This window comes from Rhizobium sp. 01L419, assembly GCF_056400025.1.
The window spans coordinates 1-24,066 of record NZ_JBFTSM010000019.1 but is presented as its reverse complement, the minus strand read 5'-3'; the positions used below and the strand labels follow the sequence as shown (position 1 = coordinate 24,066).

Annotated in this window: 23 protein-coding genes and 1 pseudogene; 12 read left to right on the top strand and 12 right to left on the bottom strand. The window is 59.7% G+C overall.

Annotation, left to right across the window (positions count from 1 at the left end; translation table 11 throughout):
- The first annotated feature begins 3 nt into the window (after window positions 1-3).
- Genes AC1DUP_RS29420 through AC1DUP_RS29405 form a run of 4 tightly spaced genes read left to right on the top strand, consistent with a single transcriptional unit; the run spans window position 4 to window position 3,314 of the window.
- Entirely contained in the window at window positions 4-1,497 is a 1,494-nt protein-coding gene (locus AC1DUP_RS29420; protein ID WP_477836234.1) for an FAD-binding oxidoreductase, read from the top strand.
- Window positions 1,498-1,507: 10 nt separating this feature from the next.
- Window positions 1,508-1,915 (top strand): hypothetical protein, encoded by a 408-nt coding sequence (locus AC1DUP_RS29415; protein WP_477836232.1) that lies wholly within the window; start codon window positions 1,508-1,510, stop codon window positions 1,913-1,915.
- On the top strand, window positions 1,912-2,988 hold the full coding sequence (locus AC1DUP_RS29410) for a hypothetical protein (RefSeq protein ID WP_477836230.1): 1,077 nt from the start codon (window positions 1,912-1,914) through the stop codon (window positions 2,986-2,988). Before AC1DUP_RS29415 ends, AC1DUP_RS29410 begins: the two co-directional genes overlap by 4 nt.
- Before the next feature lie 23 nt (window positions 2,989-3,011).
- Window positions 3,012-3,314 carry a hypothetical protein gene (locus AC1DUP_RS29405; RefSeq protein WP_477836228.1) on the top strand — a complete coding sequence of 101 codons (303 nt, stop codon included), beginning with the start codon at window positions 3,012-3,014 and terminating at the stop codon, window positions 3,312-3,314.
- Window positions 3,315-3,376: 62 nt separating this feature from the next.
- Here AC1DUP_RS29405 and AC1DUP_RS29400 read toward each other — a convergent pair whose 3' ends face one another.
- The 3 genes from AC1DUP_RS29400 to AC1DUP_RS29390 all read right to left on the bottom strand — a co-directional run bounded on the left by AC1DUP_RS29400 (window position 3,377) and on the right by AC1DUP_RS29390 (window position 4,131).
- Window positions 3,377-3,511, bottom strand: coding sequence for a hypothetical protein (locus AC1DUP_RS29400; RefSeq protein WP_477836226.1), 135 nt, complete (start codon window positions 3,509-3,511; stop codon window positions 3,377-3,379).
- A 39-nt stretch (window positions 3,512-3,550) separates the two neighbouring features.
- Window positions 3,551-3,760, bottom strand: a complete 210-nt coding sequence (locus AC1DUP_RS29395) for a hypothetical protein (RefSeq protein WP_477836364.1) — start codon at window positions 3,758-3,760, stop codon at window positions 3,551-3,553.
- A 104-nt stretch (window positions 3,761-3,864) separates the two neighbouring features.
- On the bottom strand, window positions 3,865-4,131 hold the full coding sequence (locus AC1DUP_RS29390; RefSeq protein ID WP_113310094.1) for a hypothetical protein: 267 nt from the start codon (window positions 4,129-4,131) through the stop codon (window positions 3,865-3,867).
- Window positions 4,132-4,221: 90 nt separating this feature from the next.
- On the opposite strand from AC1DUP_RS29390, the gene coaD reads away from it, so the two are divergent.
- The 5 genes from coaD (at window position 4,222) to tgt (ending at window position 8,135) form a co-directional block, all read left to right on the top strand.
- On the top strand, window positions 4,222-4,716 hold the full coding sequence (gene coaD, locus AC1DUP_RS29385; RefSeq protein WP_113295543.1) for a pantetheine-phosphate adenylyltransferase: 495 nt from the start codon (window positions 4,222-4,224) through the stop codon (window positions 4,714-4,716).
- Between the two features lie 26 nt (window positions 4,717-4,742).
- Entirely contained in the window at window positions 4,743-5,315 is a 573-nt protein-coding gene (locus AC1DUP_RS29380) for a peptidylprolyl isomerase (protein WP_113510278.1), read from the top strand.
- Window positions 5,316-5,340: 25 nt separating this feature from the next.
- A complete protein-coding gene (locus AC1DUP_RS29375) occupies window positions 5,341-5,850 on the top strand; it encodes a peptidylprolyl isomerase (protein ID WP_113295541.1) in 510 nt (169 codons plus the stop codon).
- A 72-nt stretch (window positions 5,851-5,922) separates the two neighbouring features.
- Window positions 5,923-7,008, top strand: coding sequence for a tRNA preQ1(34) S-adenosylmethionine ribosyltransferase-isomerase QueA (queA, locus tag AC1DUP_RS29370; RefSeq protein WP_477836223.1), 1,086 nt, complete (start codon window positions 5,923-5,925; stop codon window positions 7,006-7,008).
- A complete protein-coding gene (gene tgt / locus AC1DUP_RS29365) occupies window positions 7,005-8,135 on the top strand; it encodes a tRNA guanosine(34) transglycosylase Tgt (RefSeq protein ID WP_113310091.1) in 1,131 nt (376 codons plus the stop codon). Before queA ends, tgt begins: the two co-directional genes overlap by 4 nt.
- Here the strand turns inward: tgt and AC1DUP_RS29360 are convergent, their stop codons facing one another.
- The 5 genes and pseudogenes from AC1DUP_RS29360 to AC1DUP_RS29340 all read right to left on the bottom strand — a co-directional run bounded on the left by AC1DUP_RS29360 (window position 8,136) and on the right by AC1DUP_RS29340 (window position 13,343).
- Complete coding sequence (locus AC1DUP_RS29360) at window positions 8,136-8,564, bottom strand: DUF4864 domain-containing protein (RefSeq protein ID WP_113295538.1); 429 nt, start codon at window positions 8,562-8,564, stop codon at window positions 8,136-8,138.
- 76 nt (window positions 8,565-8,640) lie between these two features.
- Window positions 8,641-9,906 (bottom strand): beta-ketoacyl-ACP synthase II, encoded by a 1,266-nt coding sequence (gene fabF, locus AC1DUP_RS29355; protein ID WP_115035081.1) that lies wholly within the window; start codon window positions 9,904-9,906, stop codon window positions 8,641-8,643.
- Between the two features lie 115 nt (window positions 9,907-10,021).
- Complete coding sequence (locus tag AC1DUP_RS29350; RefSeq protein ID WP_115036488.1) at window positions 10,022-10,528, bottom strand: winged helix-turn-helix transcriptional regulator; 507 nt, start codon at window positions 10,526-10,528, stop codon at window positions 10,022-10,024.
- Between the two features lie 54 nt (window positions 10,529-10,582).
- Window positions 10,583-10,856 (bottom strand): annotated as a pseudogene (locus tag AC1DUP_RS29345) (hypothetical protein); the annotation flags it as partial.
- Window positions 10,857-10,994: 138 nt separating this feature from the next.
- Entirely contained in the window at window positions 10,995-13,343 is a 2,349-nt protein-coding gene (locus AC1DUP_RS29340) for a calcium-binding protein (RefSeq protein WP_113295534.1), read from the bottom strand.
- A gap of 268 nt (window positions 13,344-13,611) precedes the next feature.
- Here AC1DUP_RS29340 and AC1DUP_RS29335 point away from each other — a divergent pair, with 268 nt between their 5' ends.
- Both AC1DUP_RS29335 and AC1DUP_RS29330 read left to right on the top strand, forming a co-directional pair.
- Window positions 13,612-15,327: a type I secretion system permease/ATPase gene (locus AC1DUP_RS29335; protein ID WP_477836355.1), complete on the top strand. Its 1,716-nt coding sequence runs from the start codon at window positions 13,612-13,614 to the stop codon at window positions 15,325-15,327.
- Complete coding sequence (locus AC1DUP_RS29330; protein ID WP_113295533.1) at window positions 15,324-16,622, top strand: HlyD family type I secretion periplasmic adaptor subunit; 1,299 nt, start codon at window positions 15,324-15,326, stop codon at window positions 16,620-16,622. The genes AC1DUP_RS29335 and AC1DUP_RS29330 overlap by 4 nt, the downstream gene beginning before the upstream one ends.
- An 88-nt stretch (window positions 16,623-16,710) precedes the next feature.
- Here the strand turns inward: AC1DUP_RS29330 and fdhA are convergent, their stop codons facing one another.
- Window positions 16,711-17,901: a formaldehyde dehydrogenase, glutathione-independent gene (gene fdhA / locus AC1DUP_RS29325; RefSeq protein ID WP_477836219.1), complete on the bottom strand. Its 1,191-nt coding sequence runs from the start codon at window positions 17,899-17,901 to the stop codon at window positions 16,711-16,713.
- Window positions 17,902-18,208: 307 nt separating this feature from the next.
- Between fdhA and AC1DUP_RS29320 the strand changes: the two genes are divergently transcribed.
- Window positions 18,209-18,718, top strand: coding sequence for a phage regulatory CII family protein (locus tag AC1DUP_RS29320; RefSeq protein WP_477836217.1), 510 nt, complete (start codon window positions 18,209-18,211; stop codon window positions 18,716-18,718).
- On the opposite strand, the gene AC1DUP_RS29315 is transcribed toward AC1DUP_RS29320, so the two are convergent.
- The 3 genes from AC1DUP_RS29315 to AC1DUP_RS29305 all read right to left on the bottom strand — a co-directional run bounded on the left by AC1DUP_RS29315 (window position 18,682) and on the right by AC1DUP_RS29305 (window position 23,841).
- Complete coding sequence (locus tag AC1DUP_RS29315) at window positions 18,682-18,909, bottom strand: hypothetical protein (RefSeq protein ID WP_113310088.1); 228 nt, start codon at window positions 18,907-18,909, stop codon at window positions 18,682-18,684. The two genes, AC1DUP_RS29320 and AC1DUP_RS29315, sit on opposite strands and share 37 nt — an antisense overlap.
- Before the next feature lie 185 nt (window positions 18,910-19,094).
- Entirely contained in the window at window positions 19,095-21,932 is a 2,838-nt protein-coding gene (locus AC1DUP_RS29310) for a M16 family metallopeptidase (protein ID WP_477836215.1), read from the bottom strand.
- A gap of 481 nt (window positions 21,933-22,413) precedes the next feature.
- On the bottom strand, window positions 22,414-23,841 hold the full coding sequence (locus AC1DUP_RS29305; protein ID WP_477836213.1) for an ISNCY family transposase: 1,428 nt from the start codon (window positions 23,839-23,841) through the stop codon (window positions 22,414-22,416).
- Between the last annotated feature and the right edge of the window lie 225 nt (window positions 23,842-24,066).

Sequence of the window (24,066 nt, the reverse complement as noted above, 5' to 3'; positions counted from 1 at the left end):
GTTATGGGCAAGTGGACAAGGCGCGGGGTGCTCGCCGGTATTTCGGCCGCAGCCGGTGTTGCGGCGGGGCGTTTCCTGCTTCAGCCGCAAAGCGATCCGGGACCGGCCTTTCCAGCGGAACCTCCCCTCGAAGACCCAACGACCATTCTTAATGATGCGGGAGAGCTGACGCCGACGCGGGTCGCCGCACATCTGACGGTGAAGGAGCCGCCGCAGGAGGCGATGATCGGCCAGGTGCGCACGGCACTTGCCGAGGCGGTCAAGGCCAACAGGCCCTTCATCGCCAGCGCCGCACGCCATTCGATGGGCGGCCAGAGCCTCGCCGAAAACGGTACGGCTCTGACGCTGGATCAGGATTGGCTGGAGGCGGATACGGCCGCCAAGACTTATCGTGTCGCCGCCGGCACGCGCTGGTCGACGATCATCTCCAAGCTCGATGCGATAGGCTTTTCGCCCGCCGTCATGCAGTCCAACAATGACTTCGGCGTTGCCAGCACCTTTTCGGTCAACGCCCATGGCTGGCCGGTTCCCTTCAGCGCGTGCGGCAGCACAGTCCGCTCCATCAGTATGATGACGGCGGACGGCAATCTGCTGACCTGCTCGCGGAGTGAGAATGCCGAACTCTTCAATCACGCCATGGGCGGGTATGGCCTTTTCGGAGTCATTACCGAACTCGAGCTCGATATGGTGCCAAACGTGCTGTTGCAGCCGACCTTTGAACATCTGGCAGGAGAGGATCTCGGACGGCGTTTTGCCGAGCTGTTGGCGAGCGACGGCTCGATCAATATGGCTTACGGCCGTATGGATATTTCGCTCGACCGCTTTTTTGAAGATGCGCTGCTGATCACCTATCGCGCCGCTGCTGACCAGGCGAATATTCCTCCGGCCTCCGGCTCCGGTTTCATCAGCCACGTTTCGCGTGAAATCTTCCGAGCACAGCTCGGTTGGGATACGGCCAAACATCTTCGCTGGTGGACCGAGGCTGTCGTCAATCCGTCGATATCAGCGCAGTCGACACGCAACAGCTTGATGAACGAACCCGTCATCACGCTCGATGATCGCACTCCCTTCCGCACCGACATCCTGCACGAATATTTCGTTTCGCCATCGCGCTTTGCCGATTTCGTTGCGGCCTGCCGGGATGTCATTCCGGCGTCCTACCAGCAGCTCCTCAACATTACGCTGCGCTACGTGAATACAGACCGCGACAGCGTACTGGCTTACGCTACGGAGCCTCGCATTGCCGCCGTCATGCTCTTCTCTCAGGAAAAGACCGTCAGAGGCGAGGCCGATATGCAGAGGATGACCGAAGCGCTGATCGAGCGCGTGCTTGATATTGGCGGCAGTTACTATCTGCCGTACCGGCCGCATGCCCGGCAGGATCAGTTTATCCGTGCTTATCCGCGCGCCCCGGAGTTTGCAGTGGCCAAGCGCCGGCTGGATCCCGGTCTAATTTTCCGCAATCATTTCTGGAATCGTTATCTCGGAAGCCTCTAGGAGGATTTGCATGTCCAGGCTTCGGCTTATTGCTGTGCTTTACACCGTGGCTCTGCTCTTTGCGGCGGCGTTGAATTACATCCCGGGACTGACGGATGCGGAAGGTCGAGCCTTCGGTATCTTCGCACTGGATATCTACGACGACAGCCTGCACCTTGCCTCTGCCGCCTGGGCGGGCACAGCGGCGTTCCTGTCGGCCCGTGCGTCCCGAAACTTCCTTTTCTATTTCGGCCTGCTCTATTTCGGCGATGGTCTGCTTGGGCTGATCACCGGGTCGGGCTATCTCGACCTCGGTATCGTCAACTACGGCATTCAGAACCTACCCATCACGTTCAAGATTCTCGCCAACCTGCCGCATCTTTTTCTTGGCGGTGTCGCGATCGGGTCCAGCTATATCTTCCGCCGCGAGGCGCCATGATGCGGCGGTTTCTGAAAATCATCGGCTGGATGCTCGCGGTTCTCGTTGTCGCCATCCTTCTGCTGCTGAGCCCCGCTGCCTATGTCGAAACCTTCTGCCATGCCGATCCTGAAGCGGATAATTACCTGCCGCTGATATCGGATCCCGAATTCCGGCGGCAGGAGGCGAATACCTATCTAACCTATCCGGAATGGCATATCGTCTACGCTTATGACGGCCTGGCCGAGACCCTGAAGACGGGTGATGAACATGGCTTCGGCTATCTTTCCAGCGTGAAGGATTTCTGGGTGGCCGACTGTGCGCTGATGCGGATAGCCGACCGCCACGGTGGTGCCGATACAGAAACCCGAATGATGATCGCCACCATCGGCGTCAGCTTCACGCTCGAAATGGGCATGAAGGCCGCCTACGAGGAAACGATCGGTCAAATTTTCGCGCTCTGGCGCGGCAGCGGAAAGACGCCGCAGGATCTTGTCGCCCGCGATATGGCGATCGACTACGCTGCCTTTCTGCGCCAGACCCCGTGGTACAAATATCCTTTCCAACCCTGGATCGACCGGCTTTGGGCCGCACCCGTGGAAGCGCCGCTGCGAGGCTGGGAACGCCGGTTGGCGATTGGCGGCGAATGGCATGCCAAAATCGCTTATGCCGGCATGATCGCCAATGCCGTGGCCGCGACCGGTGAGGCTAAGCTGACGATCCGCTCCGTCGTATCGGGGCTGCCGACATCAGCGTTTGCTGCAATACCGGACGTATCGATCGTTTCGGAAAGCGCAGATGGTGTCGTGATCGAGACGCCCCGATATGACCGCTTCACTCATATCCTTTCGAAGATCGCCAGGGCGGGCGGTTCAATCCGCGAGATTGCCGGCAATGACGACATCATGGTGTCTCTGACGGTACCCTCAGGTTCGCAACAGAACAATCTGCCCGGTGAGGTGATCACGCGCCTACCACGCACCGGGTTTGACAGTGACCGCCTGCTTCTGTCGGTCAAAATGGCAGATCTCGCGCCTTTGCTGCGGGAACGGCAGATTGCTGATCCCGGCCTTGAGCATATATTTGACTTCTAAGGCATGGGGCAGGCGATGGTATGATGGCACGTTTGGCACGCAGGACGGGCGTTGCGATAGCGGTCGTTGCCGCAGTCTTCGCGCTGTTTGCGCTCGTCTTTGCGGCAACGGGCGAGGCGCCGGCCGCCATGGTCTTCAGTGCCCGCGGTATCAGGCCCGGCGCGTTGCCGGAAGGTGTCTCCATCCTTCGATGGGGCAGGGGTTACGTCGTGGTGACGAGCGAGCGCTCCGACTACGTGCGCGCGCTCTACGGCAGAGGCGCCATTCTTGTGTTGCCGCTACGGAAGAGCGGCTGTCTGGCACTTCGCCCTACAGCTTCGACTTGACGAAAAAGCCGGACGCAGAACATCCGGCTTTGTATTCGCTGTTATTGCTCCGGGAGGAGAACCTAGAAAGTGCTGTGCTTCTCGTTCAGCGACTTCACTTCCTCGCTCTCACGGCGCAGCGCGGAAATCGTCGAAGTCACGGACACTATGAACATGATGCTGATGAGTGCTGTAAGAACTGTCAGGATCGTGAACATGGTGGCGTTCCTTTCTGTGGGGAGTTGCGTTCACGCCCCTCAGTACTGGCCGAAAACGCTTGCGGCGCGAGCCGAAGCGAACGGACCATATACCTTGGAGGCATCGACCTTTTGATTGTCATAGAGAGCGATTGTGGCAGTCAGCATGCCCGTAATCATTACCATCCAGAGCATGTTAATCATGGTGATCTTGCCAGGCATCTTAATCCCCTTCCTGCCGCGCTTCCGCATCTCATATGTGTCGATCATTGAACGCATCCGTCTTAAATTGGTTCCCGCCGGATGTTGGCGGGGTGTTTAACAACCGTGATCTGAAGCGACCTTGAATACCGTGTTCATCTGCCGTTCAGAATTCAAACCGGTTGGCGCATATGGCCAAGCTGACGCATGATGGCCGCATGTTCGTTGACTTCCGGGCGCACCCAGCCGAGCTGATGCCGATCTGCGAGATAACCGTAGAAAAGCTCCGTAAGCAGCGAAAAAATAACGGCTATTGCAATAAGAACGATCAGCATGATCTCAGTCTTTCCGGGAGGACCGCCACCGGGACCGGCAGCGGCTGTGTTGATGGCCCGAGTAAAGCAGATCGTATCTGAAACGGTCTTGAACGTGCCGTTCATTCATCGTTCAGCAGCGCTGGCAGCTAGGCTAAATAACTTGCGGGAAGACGGCTTCCATGACAAAAGGCGTCAAACGAACGGCCGGGCCATATGACGACAGCTTTCTATCCGGGGTCCTTCGACCCGATCACCAATGGACACGTCGACGTGCTGGTGCAGGCGCTGAACGTCGCTGAGAAAGTGATCGTCGCAATCGGCATCCACCCTGGCAAGGCGCCGCTCTTCTCTTTTGAGGAAAAGGCAGAGCTGATCCGCGCCTCGCTGGGCGAAGTACTGCCGGAAAAGAGCGGGCATATTGCCGTCGTCTCTTTTGATAACCTTGTGGTCGACGCCGCGCGCGAGCATGGCGCAAGCCTTCTGATCCGCGGCCTGCGCGATGGCACTGATCTCGACTACGAAATGCAGATGGCCGGCATGAATCGGCAGATGGCGCCCGATATCCAGACCATCTTTCTGCCGGCAGGCACGGCCTCGCGGCCTATTACCGCCACATTGGTGCGACAGATCGCAGCCATGGGTGGAGATGTCAGCGCCTTCGTGCCGGCCGCCGTCTTGCAAGCCCTGAAATCCAAGCGCAAAGCCTAAGGCGGCATCGCCTCAACGGAGCTCACATGAAACTCTTTTATCTTGCATTTGCCGGCGTGCTCTATCTCGCCTCCTTCGCAGGCGACGCTCTTGCGCAGGCTGCCGATCACTACGTGACCATCCAGTTGAAGAGCGGCCCGGTCGTTATTCAACTGATGCCTGATGTCGCACCGAAACACGTGGCGCAGATCGAGGCGCTGGTGAAGAAGGGCGAGTACGACAATGTCGCCTTCCACCGCGTTATCCCCGGCTTCATGGCCCAGACCGGCGACGTGAAATACGGCAACATGGAAAAGAACTTTGATGCGAGCCAGGCCGGCACCGGCGGTTCCGATCTACCCGACCTCCCGGCTGAATTTTCCAAGACGCCCTTCGTCCGCGGTACGGTCGGCATGGCACGCTCGCAGGATCCGAATTCCGCCAACTCGCAGTTCTTCATCATGTTTGCAGACGGTTCCTTCCTGAACGGTCAGTACACGGTCGTCGGCAAGGTTGTCTCCGGTATGGAAAACGTCGACAAGATCAAGAAGGGCGAAGGCCAGAACGGCGAAGTCAGCAATCCTGACCGCATGATCAAGGTCACGCTGGGCAAGAAGTAAGTTCAAGACGAGAAGGAGAACGACAATGGCCGAGATCAAGGATCCGGAAAACACCATCATTCTGGAAACCACCAAGGGCAAGGTTGTCATCCAGCTTCTGCCGCAGGTCGCGCCCGAGCATGTCAAGCGCATCAAGGAACTCGCGCGCGAGAAGGCCTATGACGGAGTGGTCTTCCACCGCGTCATCGCCGACTTCATGGCGCAGACGGGCGATGTGGAGTTCGGAAAGAAGGGCGGCGAGAATTTCAACCCGGGCCGCGCCGGCATGGGTGGTTCTTCGAAGGACGATCTCAAGGCTGAATTCTCCGCAACGCCGCATGTTCGCGGCACCTGCTCGATGGCCCGTTCGCAGAGCCCGAACTCGGCAAATTCCCAGTTCTTCATCTGCTTTACCGACGCTCCGTGGCTGAACAAGCAGTATTCCGTCTGGGGTCAGGTCATCGAAGGCATGGACAACATCGACAAGATCAAGAAGGGCGAACCCGTTTCCGATCCGGATTCGATCGTCTCCTTGCGGGTTGCCGCCGACGTCTGATTGTGATTTCTGCTGAAACCCGCCCAGGCGCGAGAGCGCGGGGCGGGTTTCGCTTTGCCTGAAAGTGCCTGGATGCGCGTAGACCTCTTCGATTTCGACCTGCCGGATGAACGCATTGCGCTGCGGCCCGCCGAGCCGCGCGATAGCGCGCGCCTGCTCGTCGTCGATCCGAATGCGCAGACAGTGCTTTCCGATCACCAGGTCTCCGATCTGCCGTCCTTCCTGCGGGCGGGCGATGCGCTGGTCTTCAACGATACCAAAGTCATTCCAGCCCAGCTTGAAGGCATTCGCCATCGCGAGGGCGCTGGCGGCCAGCAGGTTTCGGCTACACTCCACATGCGTATCGGCGCCAACAAATGGAAGGCCTTCGCCAAGCCCGGAAAACGCATCAAGGAAGGCGACCGTATCGCCTTCGGCCATAACGGCGAAAGCTGCATGCTCGGCTCGCTCGATGCTACCGTCGAGGAAAAGGGCGAAGCGGGTGAGGTGACGCTCTCCTTCGATCTCTCCGGCCCGGCGCTCGATGAGGCGATTGCCAGCGTCGGCCATATTCCGCTGCCACCCTATATCGCCGCCAAGCGTCCGGAGGACGAACGCGACCGCGCCGACTACCAGACCATTTATGCGCGGGAGGAGGGCGCTGTCGCTGCACCCACCGCCGGCCTGCATTTCACGCCTGACCTGTTCGAGGCACTCGACGAGGCCGGTATCGAACGGCATTTCGTGACGCTGCATGTCGGTGCCGGCACCTTTCTGCCGGTCAAGGCCGACGATACCGACGATCACAAGATGCATCTCGAAAGCGGCTATGTCAGCGCCGAGATCGCTGCGAGGCTGAATGCCGTACGGGAGAGGGGCGGACGCATCATCTGCGTCGGCACGACATCGCTGCGGCTGATCGAGAGCGCTGCCGAAGAGGGCGGTGAGATCAAGCCTTGGGCTGGCGCGACCGGCATCTTCATCACGCCCGGCTACCGCTTCAAGGCGGTCGATATCCTCATGACGAACTTCCACCTGCCGCGCTCGACGCTCTTCATGCTGGTCTCGGCCTTCGCCGGTTTCGACACCATGCACGCGGCCTATGAACATGCCATTTCGACAGGCTACCGCTTCTATTCCTACGGCGACGCCAGCCTTCTTTTCCGGAAAGACAAATGACCGAGAACTTCCAGTTCACCCTCAAGAAGACCGATGGCGGTGCGCGCCTCGGTGAAGTTTCCATGCCGCGCGGTACGATCCGCACGCCGGCCTTCATGCCGGTCGGCACCGTTGGCACGGTCAAGGCAATGTATCTCGATCAGGTCCGCGAGACGGGTGCCGACATCATCCTCGGCAATACCTATCACCTGATGCTGCGCCCGACGGCCGAACGCGTCGCCCGCCTCGGCGGCCTGCACAAGCTCATCCGCTGGGAACACCCGATCCTGACGGATTCCGGCGGTTTCCAGGTCATGTCTTTGTCAGGCCTGCGCAAGCTCGACGAGCAGGGCGTGACCTTCAAGTCGCATGTCGACGGCAGCCTGCATCACATGTCGCCGGAACGCTCCATAGAAATCCAGGGCTTGCTCGGCTCCGATATCCAGATGCAGCTCGATGAGTGCGTCGCGCTGCCGGCTGAACCGAAGGAAATCGAGCGCGCCATGGAAATGTCGCTGCGCTGGGCCGAGCGCTGCAAGGTCGCTTTCGGCAACCAGCCGGGCAAGGCGATGTTCGGCATCGTGCAAGGCGGCGATATACCGGCCCTGCGTGTCCGCTCGGCTGAAAAGCTCGCCGAGCTCGACCTGAAGGGCTATGCCGTCGGTGGTCTTGCCGTCGGTGAGCCGCAGGATGTCATGTTGAGAATGCTGGAAACGACACTTCCCGTCCTGCCAAGTGAAAAGCCACGTTACCTGATGGGCGTCGGTACGCCTGACGATATGCTGAAATCAGTGGCACGCGGTATCGACATGTTCGATTGCGTAATGCCGACCCGTTCGGGCCGCCACGGGCTCGCCTTCACCCGCCGCGGCAAGGTCAATATCCGCAATGCCCGGCATGCGGAAGACATGCGCCCACTCGACGATCAGTCGAACTGCCCGGCAACGCGTGACTATTCCCGCGCCTATCTCCACCACCTGGTCCGCGCCAACGAGGCGCTGGGTGGCATGCTGCTCTCCTGGCACAATCTGAACTATTATCAGGAACTGATGCAGGGCATCCGGAAGGCGATCGCCGAAGGCCGCTTCGCTGATTTCATGGCCGAGACAACAGAGGAATGGGCGAGGGGCGACCTCGAACCCGTCTGATCAGATGCCCTTGCTGTCGGCATTTGGGACGATCTGCACGCCGTTGATCTTGTAGCTTCCATCCGGCTGGCGGGCGACCTGATAGATCGCCGTCCAATCCTTGCCATCGCGGCCTGAGATCAACACTTCCTGATAGACCATCGCGCCGTCGTCGATCGATCTGTTGCGGCCGAAGGCATAGTTGCCGGGATGATAGACCGGTTCGTAGCTCTTCTTCACCATGGCGAAGAAGACGTTCTTGTCCGGATACATTGCCTTGATGCCAGGTGCCGCGAAGGAATAGGCCGTGTCGGCATCATCCTTCAGGAACGCCCTGATCTGTTCCTCGATCATCGACTGCGTCGTCTGCACCGGATCTTCGGCATGGGCAGCCATGCCTGACATCGCGGATACGGCACACAGAACGAGCACTGCAAGGAAAGCGCGCATGGGACATCTCCGGCTATGTCAGCCGAAGTGTAGGCTATTTTGCGCGCAAGGAAAGAGGCCGATAAAACCCAGGGGCTCAGGACCAGCGGCGGAAGAGGGCGCTGGCATTGACGCCTCCGAAACCGAAGCCGTTGGTGATCGCATATTCCATCGCCACCTTACGGGCCACCTTGCCGACGAGATCGATGCCTTCGGCAGCCGGGTCTGCGGTATCCAGATTGCGCGTCGGCGGGGCGATCTGGTTGCGCAGCGCAAGGATGGTGAAGATCGCCTCGAGACCGCCGGCTGCACCCAGAAGATGACCGGTCGCCGATTTGGTGGCACTGACAGCAATGCCGCCATCGCGGCCGAAAATCGTGCCGATCGCGGCAATCTCGCCCCTGTCGCCGACCGGTGTCGAGGTCGCATGGGCGTTGAGATGTTTGACCTCGGAAGCCGGAATTCTCGCTTGCCGCAATGCTGCCTCCATCGCCCGGCGGGCGCCATCGCCATCCTCCGGTCCGGCTGTCATATGATAGGCATCGGCAGCTGTGCCGTAGCCGACGAGCTCGGCAAGCGGTGTCGCGCCACGTGCCAGCGCATGCTCCAGAGTTTCGATGACCAGAATGCCGGCGCCTTCGCCCATCACGAAACCATCCCGCGCCGTATCGAACGGACGGGAGGCCAGTTCAGGTCTGTCGTTGAAACCGCTCGAGAGTGCGCGTGCCGCGGCAAAGCCGCCAAGGCTCACCTTGTCGATGCAGGCTTCCGAGCCACCGCAGATCGCGACATCAGCTTCGCCGGATCGGATCAGGCGGGCTGCATCGCCGATGGCCTGAACGCTTGCCGCGCAGGCCGTCACCGGTGCGCCGAGCGGCCCTTTGAAGCCGTAGCGGATGCTGACCTGACCGGCCGCCAGATTGACGAGGAAGGAAGGCACGGTGAAGGGCGAGAGTCGCCGCACACCGCGCGTTTCAGCTGTGCGCACGGCATCCGCGATGGCCGGAAAGCCGCCGACGCCGGAGCCGATGATCGTTGCCGTCCGCTCGCGCTCATCCACGCCCTCGGGCATCCAGCCGGCCTGGCGCACCGCTTCGTCTGTCGCCATCATCGCGAACTGGATGAAGCGGTCCATCTTCTTCTGGTCCTTGGGCGGAACGGCGCGGTCGGGATCGAAACCGGCTTCGGTGTCCTCCTCGATGGAGGGCACGACTCCGCCGACCTTGGCAGCGAGATCGCCGACCACCTCTTCAGGCAGCACGCGCAGGCCGGAACCACCAGCGATGAGCCGATTCCAAGCCGTCTCGACGCCAACGCCGAGCGGCGAAACAAGTCCCATACCGGTGACAACAATGCGTTCCATGGATTTGTCCTTTCTAAAGCAATTCCAGCAAAAATGCGCAGCAGTTTTGCGTTCGGAATTGCGTAAAAACAAAGAGATAGGGCATTCCCGTTGCTCGAAGAAAAACGGAACTGCTCTAGGCGTCGAGGCCGAGGTAGTAAGCGCGCATGCGGGCGATCCGTTCGCGGTCGCCATCGTCAGCGGCCGGTCCCGGCAGCAGGCAGGTGTTTTCGGGTTTCAGTTCTTCGCCGCTCCTTGCATCCACCAGGATGGGCCGGCGTTCCTCGCCGGAGGCGGCATTGCCGAGCAGGAAGGCGAGATCGTCTTCGGGTGCATGTCGGCGCCCCCAGGAAAACAGGGCCATCAGAACGGGAAAGAAATCGCGTCCCTTGTCGGTCAGCACATATTCATAGCGGGCAGGGCGCTCACTATAGAGGCGCTTCTCGAACAGTCCTTCATCGATCAGATGCGCGAGCCGTCGCGTCAGGATGTTCGGCGCAATGCCGAGACTCTTTTGGAATTCGTCGAAACGCATCAGCCCATGAAAGGCGTCGCGAAGGATCATCACGCTCCACCAGTCGCCGACACTGTCAAGCGCGCGAGCTGCCGGGCATTTGAAGTTGGCGAAACTTGTTCGTTGCATGATGCAAGTCACTACAGAAGTCACTTGCATCATGCAAGTAGCTTGTCGGGCGTTGTCTCGTTTGAAGATCCGCGTCAGCAGAAACACCGGATGTAAGAACGCCCGCTGCAACAAAGATCGTATCGCCGGGCGTGCCGCTATAAAGCAGCCCGATATTGGCTAAGAGCACGGGAGGGCGACGAGCAAATTGAACCGGCCCGGACGACATTGGTCGCCGGCGAACAGAGCTTCGCTCGCTGTAGCCAGACGAAAATATCCTGATGAACGGGAGCCGCTGACGCCCTGACGAAATGCGCACGCCGTTGGTCAGGAAGGCGGCCGCGATGATAGACGGTCCAGGGCAGTGGTCTCTCCGCCTGGCCGGTGGGGCGCATCGACAATGTGTCCATGCCCGGTATGCGACAAGCAGAAAAAGGGGCTCCGGAAAGGAGCCCCATGCAGGTCCGCCGCTTGAGGTAGTTTGACTTTAGAGGAACAGGAAATCGTCGTGATGAAGCGTCGCCAGATTGGAGAGCGTTGCGACCTGCACGGCAGCGCCGCGCCCGCTTCCGTCCGCGTCGTAGAAAAGCTTTCCGGCCGTTTGGTCATAGATCAGTCGATCATTCGTGTCCAAAGCCTTGGTGCCGAGCACGAAGTTTCCGGCGGAAAAATTCGCCGTATCGATCGCCGTGAAGATGTTGTGGTCAAGCACGATCTTGTCGCCGGCGCTTTCCGAAAAGTCCTCGATCCTGTCAATGTTACCGTAGGCGTTGGGCTTGACATTAAAAACGAAGTGGTCGGCTCCAGCTCCGCCATTCAGGATATCGTTGCCGTTGCCGCCGATGAGTTGGTCGCTTCCGGCGCCGCCTGAAAGCACGTTATCTCCGGTATTTCCAGTCAGAATGTTGTTTCCGGCATTGCCTGTGGCATTGATTGCCGACGAGCCCGTGAGCTTCAGATTTTCGACCGTGCCGAGCGTATTTGCCAGATTGAAGGATATGGACGCGTTGACGGTGTCAGTGCCGTTGCCACCTGTTTCGTCGACGATGTCGCCTGTCGAATCCACTTTGTAGGTGTCGTTGCCAAGACCACCGAGCATCCGGTCGTCACCCTTGCCGCCGTCGATGTCGTTGTTCCCGGCATTGCCGGTGAGGATATTGTTCGAAGCGTTGCCGGTCGCATCGACATTCGCCGACCCGATCAAGGTCAGGTTCTCGACGGTTCCGGTCACATCGTCCTTGTTCGCGAGGTTGAGGGAAACGTAGGATTTGATGATATCCTTGCCGGACCCGCCAGCTTCGATCACCACATCATAGGCGTTGTCGACGATATAGGTGTCGTCGCCAGCCCCGCCTTGCATGCGGTCCGCGCCTGCGCCGCCATCCAGCACGTTGGCTGCAGAATTGCCGACGAGAATATTGTCGAGCTCATTGCCCGTGGCGTTGATACTGGAATTTCCGGTCAGCGTCAGGTTCTCGATGGCCCCGATCGCATGCGCCTTGTCCGCCAGGCTGAAGGTGATCGACGACATGACGGTATCGGTCCCGCCGCCGCGGCTTTCGTCGGCAATATCGGTCGGGGCGGTGATAGTGAAGACGTCGTCTCCTGTGCCGCCATAGATGTGGCCGGGCTCCTGCGGCGCACCGGATCCGGCTGCTATGTTGATAATGATCGGATGGTCGACCACATCCACATTCAGGGAGGATATGTTGCTGAAGCTCTTGATCGGTGTGTTGCCCGTCAGCGGATCGTAGACCTGTACCGCCCCGAAAGCCCCGCCGAGGTTGACGTTGACGCTGTTCGTCGCCGCCTGGATTGCGGTGTCGGTCGTTTGGTTCCAGATATCGGGCTCGTTCCAGATGATGATCTGGTAGCTGCCATCAGATTTTTCCGTCAGGTAGCTGCGCGCCGTCGATGGCAGCCCGCTGATTGAATAATTGAGCGCCCCCGGATTGAAGCTTGCCTGGGTTGCGCCGTTATCATCAAGAATTTCCGTTAGATTGTGGATCGCGATTGCGGCCGGTTTGGGGGAGTAATCCAGGCGAAACAGCCCGAAATGTTTTTCCTGGTCGGAGCCCTGCGGATCTGAATAGGCGTCGAGAAGCTGGTAGATGAAGGTCCCCTTCGATCCGAGAAAGGCGCCGTCCATCAGCGTGTTGAGAAGCAGCTTTGCCTGCGTCGCCTCGTCGACGCCTTCCCATCCGCCATTGGTATCGGCCGAAAGCGACGTGTGATAGCCGATCTCGGTGACGGTGAGCGGTTTGCCGGAATCGGCTTGCATCTGGTCGCCCGATTCGCGCTGGAGCCAGGAGAAGGGCTGGTCGCCCTCCTTCGCATAGGTGTGGATCGTCGTGTAATCGTTGGATGAGGCCACCGTGTAACCGGTAAAGCCGAGCACCGGAATGTCCTTCAACAGCGGATCGGCGTTCACAGCGTTGAACAGGTCCTTTTGATAGGCAAGCGCCGCTGCCTCTCCCGACAATCCCTTATAGGAGACCGGCCAGTTATTGACCTCGTTCGGGCCTTCGATGCCGACGATCGAACCGGGATGCGCCTCCACGAAGGCATGCAGCCGCTGGACGACGGTGGCGGGAGTGTCATCGCGCCCCGAGACGAAAACGAATTTCACGCCGGCGTCCGCCGCATCCCCGAGATGGCCTTGACCATAGGGATCGGAGGCAGGGGTGGGAGCATGATCGCGAACCGTGTCGAGGCCGAGGTACCCCAAGGCTTTAACAACTTCTGCGATATTAGAGTATTTCCCATCCGTATAATCGATGTGTGTATCAATTCCGAAAGAGTCGATAACATCATTAATTCTAATAGCTTGGGCCATTATTGTAATCCTCGCCTGAAAGTAGAATTTATTGCTTTGATGGTATAGTGATTCCCTTCAAAAGCAATTTGACTTTATACAGTGGAATCCGCCAAAGTTATGATGTATTAACCATTCATTAACCATATTGTATTGCTCACAATATGTTTGTGAAGCCATGGCTGATTTGCCTGTACAATCAGTCCAAGCGTTCCACGGAGATCTGATATTGAACGGACTTAGCATCTCGCCAGCTCAGAAAGGCGGGAAGGACCTCGCTGCAGAAGCGATGCGACGCAGCCGCGGCGGCTTGATCGCCGTCGGCGTCGCAAGCGCACTGGTCAATCTGCTCTATCTCACCAGCTCTTTCTTCATGCTGCAGGTCTATGACCGCGTCATACCGAGCCGCAGCATCCCGTCGCTGATTGCGCTCGCCCTTCTGGCGCTGCTGCTGTATGCCTTTCACGGTGCCTTCGATCTCGTGCGCGGACGCATTCTCGTCCGGATATCGGGTGTCTTCGATGAGGTGATGAGCCGCCGTGTTTTCAAGACGACGCTCAAAGCGCCGCTCAAGGGCAGGGTGGCCGGTGACGGCCTTTCCCCGCTGCGCGACTTCGATCAGGTTCGCAGCTTCCTGTCCAGTTCAGGCCCGGCAGCCTTTTTCGATTTGCCCTGGGTGCCGCTCTATGTCGGCATCTGTTTCCTGTTCCATCCGATTATCGGCATCATCGCCATCTGCGGTGCGCTGGTTCTGTTGGTACTGACCTATCTGACGAACCGCAGCTCGCAGGCTTCAGCCAAGAAAGTCTATGAACTCGCGACCGAGAGGAATGCGCTCGCAAGTGCTGCGCAGCGCAATGCAGAAGTGGTCCAGGCCATGGGCATGGCCGACGAGCTCGCCGATAGTTGGTCGGCGCGCAATGATGCTTACCGTGATGTTCAATGCAGCAATTCCGATACGGTCAACGGCTACGCGATCGTCTCGAAGATCTTCCGCATGACGCTGCAGTCGGCGGTGCTTGCCGCCGGCGCCGTGCTCGTCATCGAAAACATGGCCTCGGGCGGCATCATCATCGCCGCTTCGATCCTGACATCGCGGGCGTTGGCACCCGTCGAGCAGGCGATTGCCAACTGGAAGGGCTTTGTTGCGGCCCAGCAGTCCTGGGACCGGCTGCGCCAGATGCTGGCACTGCTGCCCGAGACGGTTTCGCCGCTTGCCCTGCCGACGCCTTCCAGTGAGGTTGCCGTCGAGGCAGTTTCGAGCGGCCCGCCCGGCAGGCAAGAACTCGTCGTCCAGGGTGTCAGTTTCACGCTGCGCGCAGGGAGCGCACTCGGCATCATTGGCCCGAGCGCTTCGGGCAAATCTTCGCTGGTGCGCGCACTCGTGGGCCTCTGGCCCGTGCATCGCGGGTCGGTGCGCCTCGATGGCGCAGCACTCGACCAGTGGGATGACGCCTCGCTCGGACGTCATGTCGGCTACCTGCCGCAGGATGTGGAACTCTTTGCCGGCACCATCGCTCAGAACATTGCGCGCTTTCGCAAGGATGCACAGGCGCAGGAGATTATCGCAGCAGCGCGCAACGCCGGCGTTCACGAACTGATCCTGCGGCTGTCGAAGGGCTACGAAACGGAAATAGGGCCGGGCGGCTCCATGCTCTCGGCTGGCCAGCGTCAGCGCATTGCGCTCGCCCGTGCACTCTACCGCGATCCTTTCCTCGTCGTGCTCGACGAACCGAATTCCAATCTGGACATTGACGGCGAGATAGCACTGGCCGGCGCGATATCAGGCGTTCGCCGGCGCGGCGGCATCGTCATCGTCGTCGCCCACCGGCCGAGCACGCTCTCGAGCGTCGATCTGGTTCTGGCCATGCGCGACGGCCAGGCGCTGGCCTTCGGGCCGAAGGATCTGGTGCTCGCCAAGGTGATCAGCACCGAAAATCAGACCGAGCAGCCAAGACAGGCGTCTCTGAAGGTCGTTGGAGACAGTCCGGAGCGAAGCCGATGAGGATGAAATCGCAACACTCACTGAACCGCCATATCCTGTCCGTGTGGGCCTTGTCCGTCGCCCTTGTCGGTGGCATGGGCGGCTGGGCTGCATCGACGGCGCTTTCGAATGCCGTGGTCGGGCAGGGCACTGTCATTATCGACCAGAACGTGAAGAAGGTTCAGCATCTGACCGGCGGCATCGTCTCGGAGCTGATGGCTAAGGAAGGGGCTCATGTCGAGGCTGGGGATGTTCTCCTGCGTCTCGACAGCGCCTCGGTGAAGGCCAATCTTGCTATCATCGACAGCAATCTTGCCCAGCTCTATGTCCGCCGCGCCCGCTTGCAGGCTGAAGGCGTCGGCGCAACGGAATTCTCCGCGGATGATATTGTCGCAAAGGACATCGATATCGCGGCCAACAGGAACCTCGTAGACGGCGAAGTCCAGCTCTTCAATGCCCGCCGGTCGTCGCTCGTCGGCATGCGCAAGCAGCTGGAAGAGCGCAAGGCGCAGCTCGCCGAGGAGATAAAGGGTGATACGGTGCAGCTCGCGTCGATCGACGAGGCCACCCGGCTCATCGACCAGGAATATGATGCCGCCGCCAAGCTCTACGATCAGAAGATCGTCACCATGCAGAAGATCAACGGCCTCAAGCGCCAGCGTGTCGAACTCGACGGCAATCGCGGCGAGCGCCTGTCGTCGCGGGCGCAGGCCGAAGGCAAGATCGCCGAGATCAATCTGCAGATCCTGCAGCTCGACGAGGATCGCCGGACGGAGAATTCCAAGGACCTGACGGATGTCGAGGGCAAGATTTCAGAAACGCAGGAGCGCCGCATCGCCGCCGTCGATCAGTTGAACCGGCTGGAACTGCGCGCGCCGATGAATGGCCGCATCTATCAGCTCACGGTTCATACCGTCGGCGGCGTCATCAATCCCGGTGAAGTGCTGATGTTGCTGGCACCCGATCAGCGTGATCTGACCATTGAGGCGAAGATCGCCACGCGCGATATCGATCAGCTCACGCTCGGCCAGAAAGTCGATATCCGCTTCAGCGCCTTCGACCAGCGGACGACGCCGGAAGTGAAGGGCGATGTCATATCGATTTCTCCCGATGTCGTTACCGAGCAGCGCAGCGGCGCCGACTATTATCCCGTGCGCATCAAGCCGGAGCCAGCGAGCCTCGGGAAGCTCACCAACATGAAGCTCTATCCCGGCATGCCGGCGGAAGTCTTCATCAAGGTCGCGGATCGCTCCGTCATCTCATACATGACGAAGCCGCTGATGGATCAGATCAGCCATACATTCCGCGAGCAGTGAGTGCCGCGCGCCAATGCAGGGAAGGCACGGCTGGTCATCTTTGCAGGTGGGAGCGCCGGGACTTTGCCGCCCCGGCACACCGTGTCGATCAGGCGGCCTTGGCTATTGCACCATGCGGGTCGAGAACGAACTTTGTCGCAGCACCCTGGTCAAAGCTTTCATAGCCTTGGGCGGCATCTTCAAGTGAAATCACCTTCGCATTGACGATGTCGGCGATCGGAAGACGGTCATGCAGGATCGCCTGCATGAGCTGACGATTATATTTGAGCACCGGCGTCTGACCGGTGTGGAACGACTGCGCCTTCGCCCAGCCAAGGCCGAAGCGTAACGACAGGCTTCCCTCCTTGGCCGCCTTGTCCACCGCGCCCGGATCTTCCGTGACATAGAGGCCGGGAATGCCGATCGAGCCGGCGGCGCGGGTGATTTCCATCATCTGGTTCAGCACGATCGCCGGCTGCTCTCCGCCGGAATGTCCACGCGCTTCGAAGCCGACGGCATCGATCGCGCTGTCCACTTCATTGGTGCCGACCACCTGGGCAATCATGTCTCCCAGCCGGTCGCTCTGCGAGAGGTCGATAGCCTCGAAGCCGACACGGCTGGCATGGGCGAGGCGATCCTTGTTGAAATCACCGATCATGACGACAGCCGCGCCAAGGATGCGGGCCGATGCAGCGGCGGCAAGGCCGACCGGGCCGGCGCCCGCGACATAGACGGTCGATCCGACGCCGACTCCGGCTCTGACGGCGCCATGGAAGCCGGTCGGCAAGATATCGGACAGCATGGTGAGATCGCGGATCTTGGCCATCGCCTTGTCGCGGTCGGGGAATTTCAGGAGATTGAAATCCGCATAGGGGATCGTGACATAACGAGCCTGGCCGCCGATCCAGCCGCCCATGTCGACATAGCCATAGGCGCCGCCGGCACGCGATGGATTGACCGTCAGGCAGACACCGGTGTCCTGAGATTTGCAGCAGCGGCAGCGTCCGCAGGCAACATTGAAGGGCACGGACACGATGTCGCCGACATCGAGCATTTCCACGTCGATGCCTTTTTCGATGATCTCGCCGGTGATTTCGTGTCCGAGCACAAGGCCCGGCATTGCTGTGGTGCGGCCACGGACCATGTGCTGGTCCGAACCGCAAATATTGGTGGAGATGACTTTCAGGATGACGCCATGTTCGATACGGCGGCCATCCGGCGCCTCGAGTTTCGGATCGTCGATGTCGCGGACTTCCACTTTTCCGGGCCGCAAATAGACGACGCCACGGTTCTTGCTCATTTCCGTCTCCTCCGTTGAAATCAGGGCAGCGCGCCAGCAGCTCCTCCCGCAGCCGTTGCCTATGACAGAGTAGACCAGAAAGATCCGAGTGCCGTCCCGAAAGCGACGCCTCGCGGGCGAAAATCGCAAAACCGAGCCAAAGGGTAGGGCGCATCGATGCGGTCCGGCCACCCGCCTTGGCGGACCCGGAGGCAGGTGGCCTTTCCCCGGCAGGTGGGGTGTCTCCTGCCGAGGCGCCGCGTTAGCATCGCCCCGACGTATGCGATATCAAAACAGCCTCTCCCTTTTGACGCGGCTTCCGCTATAGTTGCAGGAACAGAGCCTGGGGGCGATCATGATGCAACGCGGCCGTGCCTTCGCAGACATCGTCTACACGATCCTCATTGTAGAGAGAGCCTACCCGGTGGATATTGTCGCCGCCGCGCTGGGGATGAACTACGCGGCCTTTCACTCGCGCTTGATCAGCCGAACCTGTTTTTCCGCTGACGAAATCCAGAATCTGCTGGAAGTCGTGCCCGATCCACGCCTCGCATCCTATCTCCTCGAGGGAAGCATCTTTGTTGCTGCGGAGCGCTCTTCCGGTGTGGAACACGCAGAGCCTGTCGCGTCGTTGCAGAGAGGTGCGACGCGCGTGGTCGTCGAAGCGACTGATGTGCTTGAACTGGTGGATGCCGCACTCGCTGGTGGCGGAATGGATCATCGCAAGCAGCGCCTGGTGCTTAAGGAGATCGAGGAGGCGGAGAGGGCGCTCGCATCCCTTCGCCTCGGCCTGAAGGGAACCTACGCCGAGCCGTCCTTGCGCATCAGCAAGAGATAGCCGTCGCCCTCTTCCTCAAGCGCAAGCATCGCTTCGATGATCGACAGGCGTGTCTCCTCCAGATAGGATTTCCAGGCGCCGCCGGCCGTGGCAAGCTGCCGGTCGACCGAAAGAAGACGAAGCTTCAAAAGATTTTTCTCGCGCACGACGCGCGCATATTCCTGGATGGGATGAGAATGATCGGATGCCATGCGAAGACCGGTAAAATTCGTTTGGGCATCTAGCCAGCTGAGCGCAGCTTCGCCATCAAAACGATCTCGACGTTTTTACACAGACAATCCCGCTCGTCATTGTCAGGCATCAACCGGTATGATGAAGCAAATTGGAAAGGATCCCGAAGCACGTGTCCGGGATCCTGCTCTGAAGCACGCTGTGCCTATCGTACCGCTGCCGGCAGCACCTCGAATTTCCAGAATTTATCCGGCTGGAAGTAGGTCGTGGCAAATTGGCGGATACTTTCGGCAGTCACTTTGTCGTAGCCGATGAGATTGTCTCGTATTCGCTCCAGACGCCGAGGGTCCGTTTGAGCGCCGTTCAGGTATTGCACCCAATATTCGTTACTCTGCTGCTGGTGCTTCAATGTCTCGATAATCGGCGCTCGGGCGCGGACAAGTTCGTCTGGCGAGACATCGTTTGATCGCAGATCGGCAGCGATCTTGTCCACGAGCGCATAGAAATTTTCGACCTTGGCCGGCGTCGTCTCGACATAGAGATAGGCGTAGCCATAGCCGGGAATGTCCCATGACAGGTCCATGGCGCCTCGCGGACTGTAGGTCGCGCCTTCGGCAATACGGAACTGGTCGATCAGCCTGTTTTCGAAGATCTGGCCAGCGACGTTGGCCACAAAACCCCGCTGCATATCCGAAAGCATGTCGCCGACAGGAGCAGCGACGATGGCCGCGGCATTATCGGCTCTGCCGCTATGGGTCCGCATGACCGGTTTTCCAGTGGGCGCGGGGAAATTCACCTCGTTTGCCGCATTGTCCAGTGTCGTGTCTGCACGGGCCGGCAGGGTGCCGAAGGTTTCTGCGGTCCGACGGATTGCCTCGTCCGCCGTTATATCGCCGACGATAGTGATATCGATCGGTCCAGTGGAGATATGGGGCCGAAACAGCGCTTCGAAATCTTCCAGCTTCGTGGCCGACAATTGCGCCCGATCAGGAAAACTCCAGCGCGGATCGCCGGAATGCACGAGGCCGGCAAAATCGCGACTGATGACGGCGCCAGGCGTTGCCTCATACTGATCGAGGTTGTTCAAATAGGCTTGCTGGACGCGCTTGAAAACTTCCGGCCGGTAAGCCGGGTCGGACGTGTAGGCGGTCATGATCTGCAATTGCGTCGCAAGATCCTCCGTCTGCGTCTGACCGGTGAACTGGAAGGTGCTGTCGCCCACGGAAAAGTCGATACCCGCGATCTTCGCTGCCAGTGCTTTCTGCAGATCCGGATAATCCATGGCCTTGGTGCCAGAGAGCACGACGGCCGGCGATGTCCAGATGGGCAGGGGATGGTCTTTCGGCAGGTCCAGCCGGCCGTGGCCGATATCCTCGCGGACAAGCACTTCGTTGGCGCGCAGCTTGGTCGGTTTGACGGTGAGCCGCACGCCGTTGGCAAAGCGCACCATAGTCAGACCGAGATCTTCGACGACGCGTCGTTCGACGACCGTGCCGGGATCGCCAAAATGCGCGTAGGGCCAGACGACGGCTGCCGCACTTGACGGCGCCGTAACCGGAACGGCGAGGGAGGTGTCATAGACCTGGCGGATGTCGCCGGCACCACCCTGCGGCGCTTGCGCCGTCTGCAGCACGAGCTGCGGACCGTTGCCGGAGAAGACCTGCGCGAGGGTCTGGTTGACCTCGGCCGCTGTGAGGTCTTTCGTCATGGTCTCGAACATCGACAGATCTTCCGCGGGTGAGGTGAAGACCTGCTTGTCATCGACGCTACTCGCCAGCATGGAAGCGATGTCGGGACTCGTGCGTGTCGCAGCACCGGCCGCAGCGGCCTGCAGAAGCGAGCGGTATTCGATGATTTCGCGATCGAGCTCTGACTGCTCGGCGCCGAATTGCTGGAAACGGCGCTGCTCCTGGTCGATGGCCGCAAGTGCCGGCTGCCATTTGTCCGTCTCGGAATTCGCCATGATGACGACGATGCGGGCGGAGTCGAAAAGATCCTGGGAACCGACGGCGGCGCTGATGAAGGGCGCGTTGGCCCTGTTGGCCATGGCGCTCAGCCGGCGTTTGAGCACGAGAAGACCGAGATCCTCGACCAATTCTGCCCGGCGTTTGGCGAACGTGTCGGGTGAGGCGTCATAGGGACGCGTCCAGGCGATTTGCACATTCGTTGTGCCGCCGGGGACCGGAATGACCTCGGCGCTTTCGCCTTTCGCTTTCAGCATGCCGAGATCGGGCTTCTGCGGGGCCGGAGCGGCGACCTTCCAGTCGCCAAAACGCTGCCTGATCTGGGTCTCGATTGCGGCTGGGTCGACATCGCCGACCACGATCAGCGTTGCGCGCTCTGGCCGGTAGTTGGTGTGGTAGTAATCGCGAAGCAGATCGACGGGCGCATTGCTGATGATGTCGACTTTGCCGATCGGTGAGCGCATCGTAACGCGCTGGCCGGCGAGCAGGGAGTTCGTGACGCCGATTGCGGCACGATATTGCGGCGTGTCGCGCAGCCGCTCTTCCGACAGGATGACGCCGCGCTCCCGGTCGAAGGCGCCGGCATCCAGCGTCAGCTCGCTCGCCGTCTCGCGCATCAGCATCAGGCCGGTTGAAAGCGTGTCCGCGTCGACTTCTGGAAGATCGAGCGCATAGACGGTCTCGTCATAGGAGGTGTTGGCATTGGTATCCGGCCCGAAGGCCAGGCCCTTACGCTGCAGGATCCGGATCATCTCGTCCTGGGCGACATGCGTCGAGCCCTTGAATGCCATATGTTCGAGGAAATGCGCCAGACCTTGTTGATCTTCGTTCTCGTCCAGCGAGCCGGATCCGATACGGAAGCGGATCGCGGCCTGTCCAGGCGGCGTGGCGTTGCGCATGATCGCAAACCGCATGCCGTTTTCGAGCGTGCCGAATCGGATGCCGGATTCCGCCGGCAGGTCGCTCAGCGTCTGTGGCCAGGGTGCGGACGGGTTTTCCGCATAGGCTGGCTGCCCTAACGTGAAGGTTGCAACAAGCGTTATCGCTGCCAGGAACCGCGAAAAAATAGGGAATTTCATATGTTTAAAGCATTCCGCTCAGATGATGGCATGGAGAGGTGTGTGATGTTGATCGAACTATCAGACAAGTTGCATCTCACATCAATGTCTATTTTCCGTGATTGACGCTTCGCCACAAATCATCGCCATGCCGTGCGTCGATCACTTTCAGCGCTCGATCCGCTGTAGGTCGCACTCACTCATCGCCATCAATTCCATCCACGATCGCTTAGCCGTTCAAACATGGGAGTGGGGAGATTTTAAAAGTTCAGAGCAAGCCGTTGATATCATTGGCATGTCGCGCTTAAAAATAGAATGTGCCCTGGCTGCATGATGTCAAAGCTGATTATGGCTGCGACGCCGCCAGCCATTTAGAGATGCGACACTGGCATTGCCGGTCAGCCCCCGATCCGACCGGCTGGGCCGGGTTGCAACGGAGGAGCGGGGGCGGGTGAGGGGCGCCCCCCTTCGGCTTTAGCTTTGAGACTATGTCCACACCCGTTCATTCCGCCGCTTCCATCCGAGCCAGTGCCTTCTGCCTTTTGGCAATGACTTCCGGATCGTTCATGTAATCCGTCCGCCGACCAGGCTTGCGACCGCGCTTCTGATAGCCATTGCTCGTGCTGCCATCCGGTATCCCAAACATATGATCCGTCTGGCCAGTGCGGCGAGGGCCGCTCTTGCTACGTTGCTGTTGGCGCCCAGCCTGCAGCTCAGCGACGATCGACAGCACGTCGTCCAAACGCTTGTTCTCAACGACTTCGGACCGATGCACCGATCGCAACTTGTCGAAGGTTCTGTAGGGCATGGCGAAGCTCTCGTGCATGATCTCCAGACGGCCATCCGGATAGTCGCAGACGACGACCTTCTTACCCGCCAGGGACCTGGAAAGGTCAGTCGGATCGAGAATGAACAAGACCTTGTCGTAGCGCAATGTCAGGGCCTGCGACAGCGTGCGGACTTCCTTGCGGCACATGGCGCCGTCAAGGTTCTCATGATCGGCCAGTGGCCGATGCATATCTTTCGGATTGCGTGGCGGTTTACCAAAACGGGAATTGAAATCCGCAATAAATTCTGACGCATAGACATTGGCTGCCTCAATCGTATCGATACCGCGAAGCCGTAATTCCTTCACAAGGCGATCCTGCAGCGTCTGATTGGCGCGCTCCACACGGCCTTTGGCCTGCGGGGTGTTGGCGCAGATAATGTCGATGTTCAGCTCATAAAGCGCCCGACCGAACTGTGTCAGGCCGCTCGTCCGGTCTTTCTCCGACGCATGCGTACTGCGGAAAACGCCATGCTTGTCGCTGTAGAACGCCAGCGGCTTGCCCCATTGCTGCAGATAGGCCTTGGTCGCGTGCAGATAGTCGAATGTGTTCTCCGATCCGGCAAACCGTAGATGCAAGAGCTTGCCGGTGGCGTCATCGATATAAACGAGTAGGGCGCATTTGGGACCACGGTTCTCGAACCACCAGTGATGCGAACCATCGATCTGCACCAGTTCGCCAAAGCAGTCGCGCCGGCCGCGTGGCTGGAAAACCCGCTTCTTGCGCTCGCGACGCGAGATCCAGATGCCGGCCTCGGTCATCCATTGCCGCAGCGTTTCCTTGGCCACCGAGATCCGGTGCAGCTCGATCAGCTTCTCGCGTGCCAACGTCGGACCGAAATCCACGTAACGTTCGCGGATGAGGTCCAGCGCCGCATTGCGAAACTCCTCGCTGTGGCGTCGATTGCTGGGCCGCGCTCGCTTCTTCGAAACCAGGCCGGCCGCACCTGAATGGTCATAGGCCTGCAGCAGCCTGTGCACCTGACTTCGGCTGAGCCCAAGCAGTTCGGCAGCCTGGACGACACCCAGGCGCTGATCACGGATCTTCTGAATGACTTCGAGGCGATGCAATTCTTTCTGCGACATGGTGATCAAACAGGACATGACGACTCCGACCGCTCCTGATCTCAACCAGGCTGAAGATCGTCATCCTTGCTCCCGACGTTGGCATTGACCAGCGGTCGAGAGGCGAGACTGTCGCATCTCTAACTGGCCCAACTGTCGCATTACTAAATAGCCCTGGAGAACCTAACCCAAGTGCATCATGCCCGTTTTGCAGGGTAGGGGATCACCTTGCTTCTTGCAAATGTGCGATAAAAACCTCGGCAG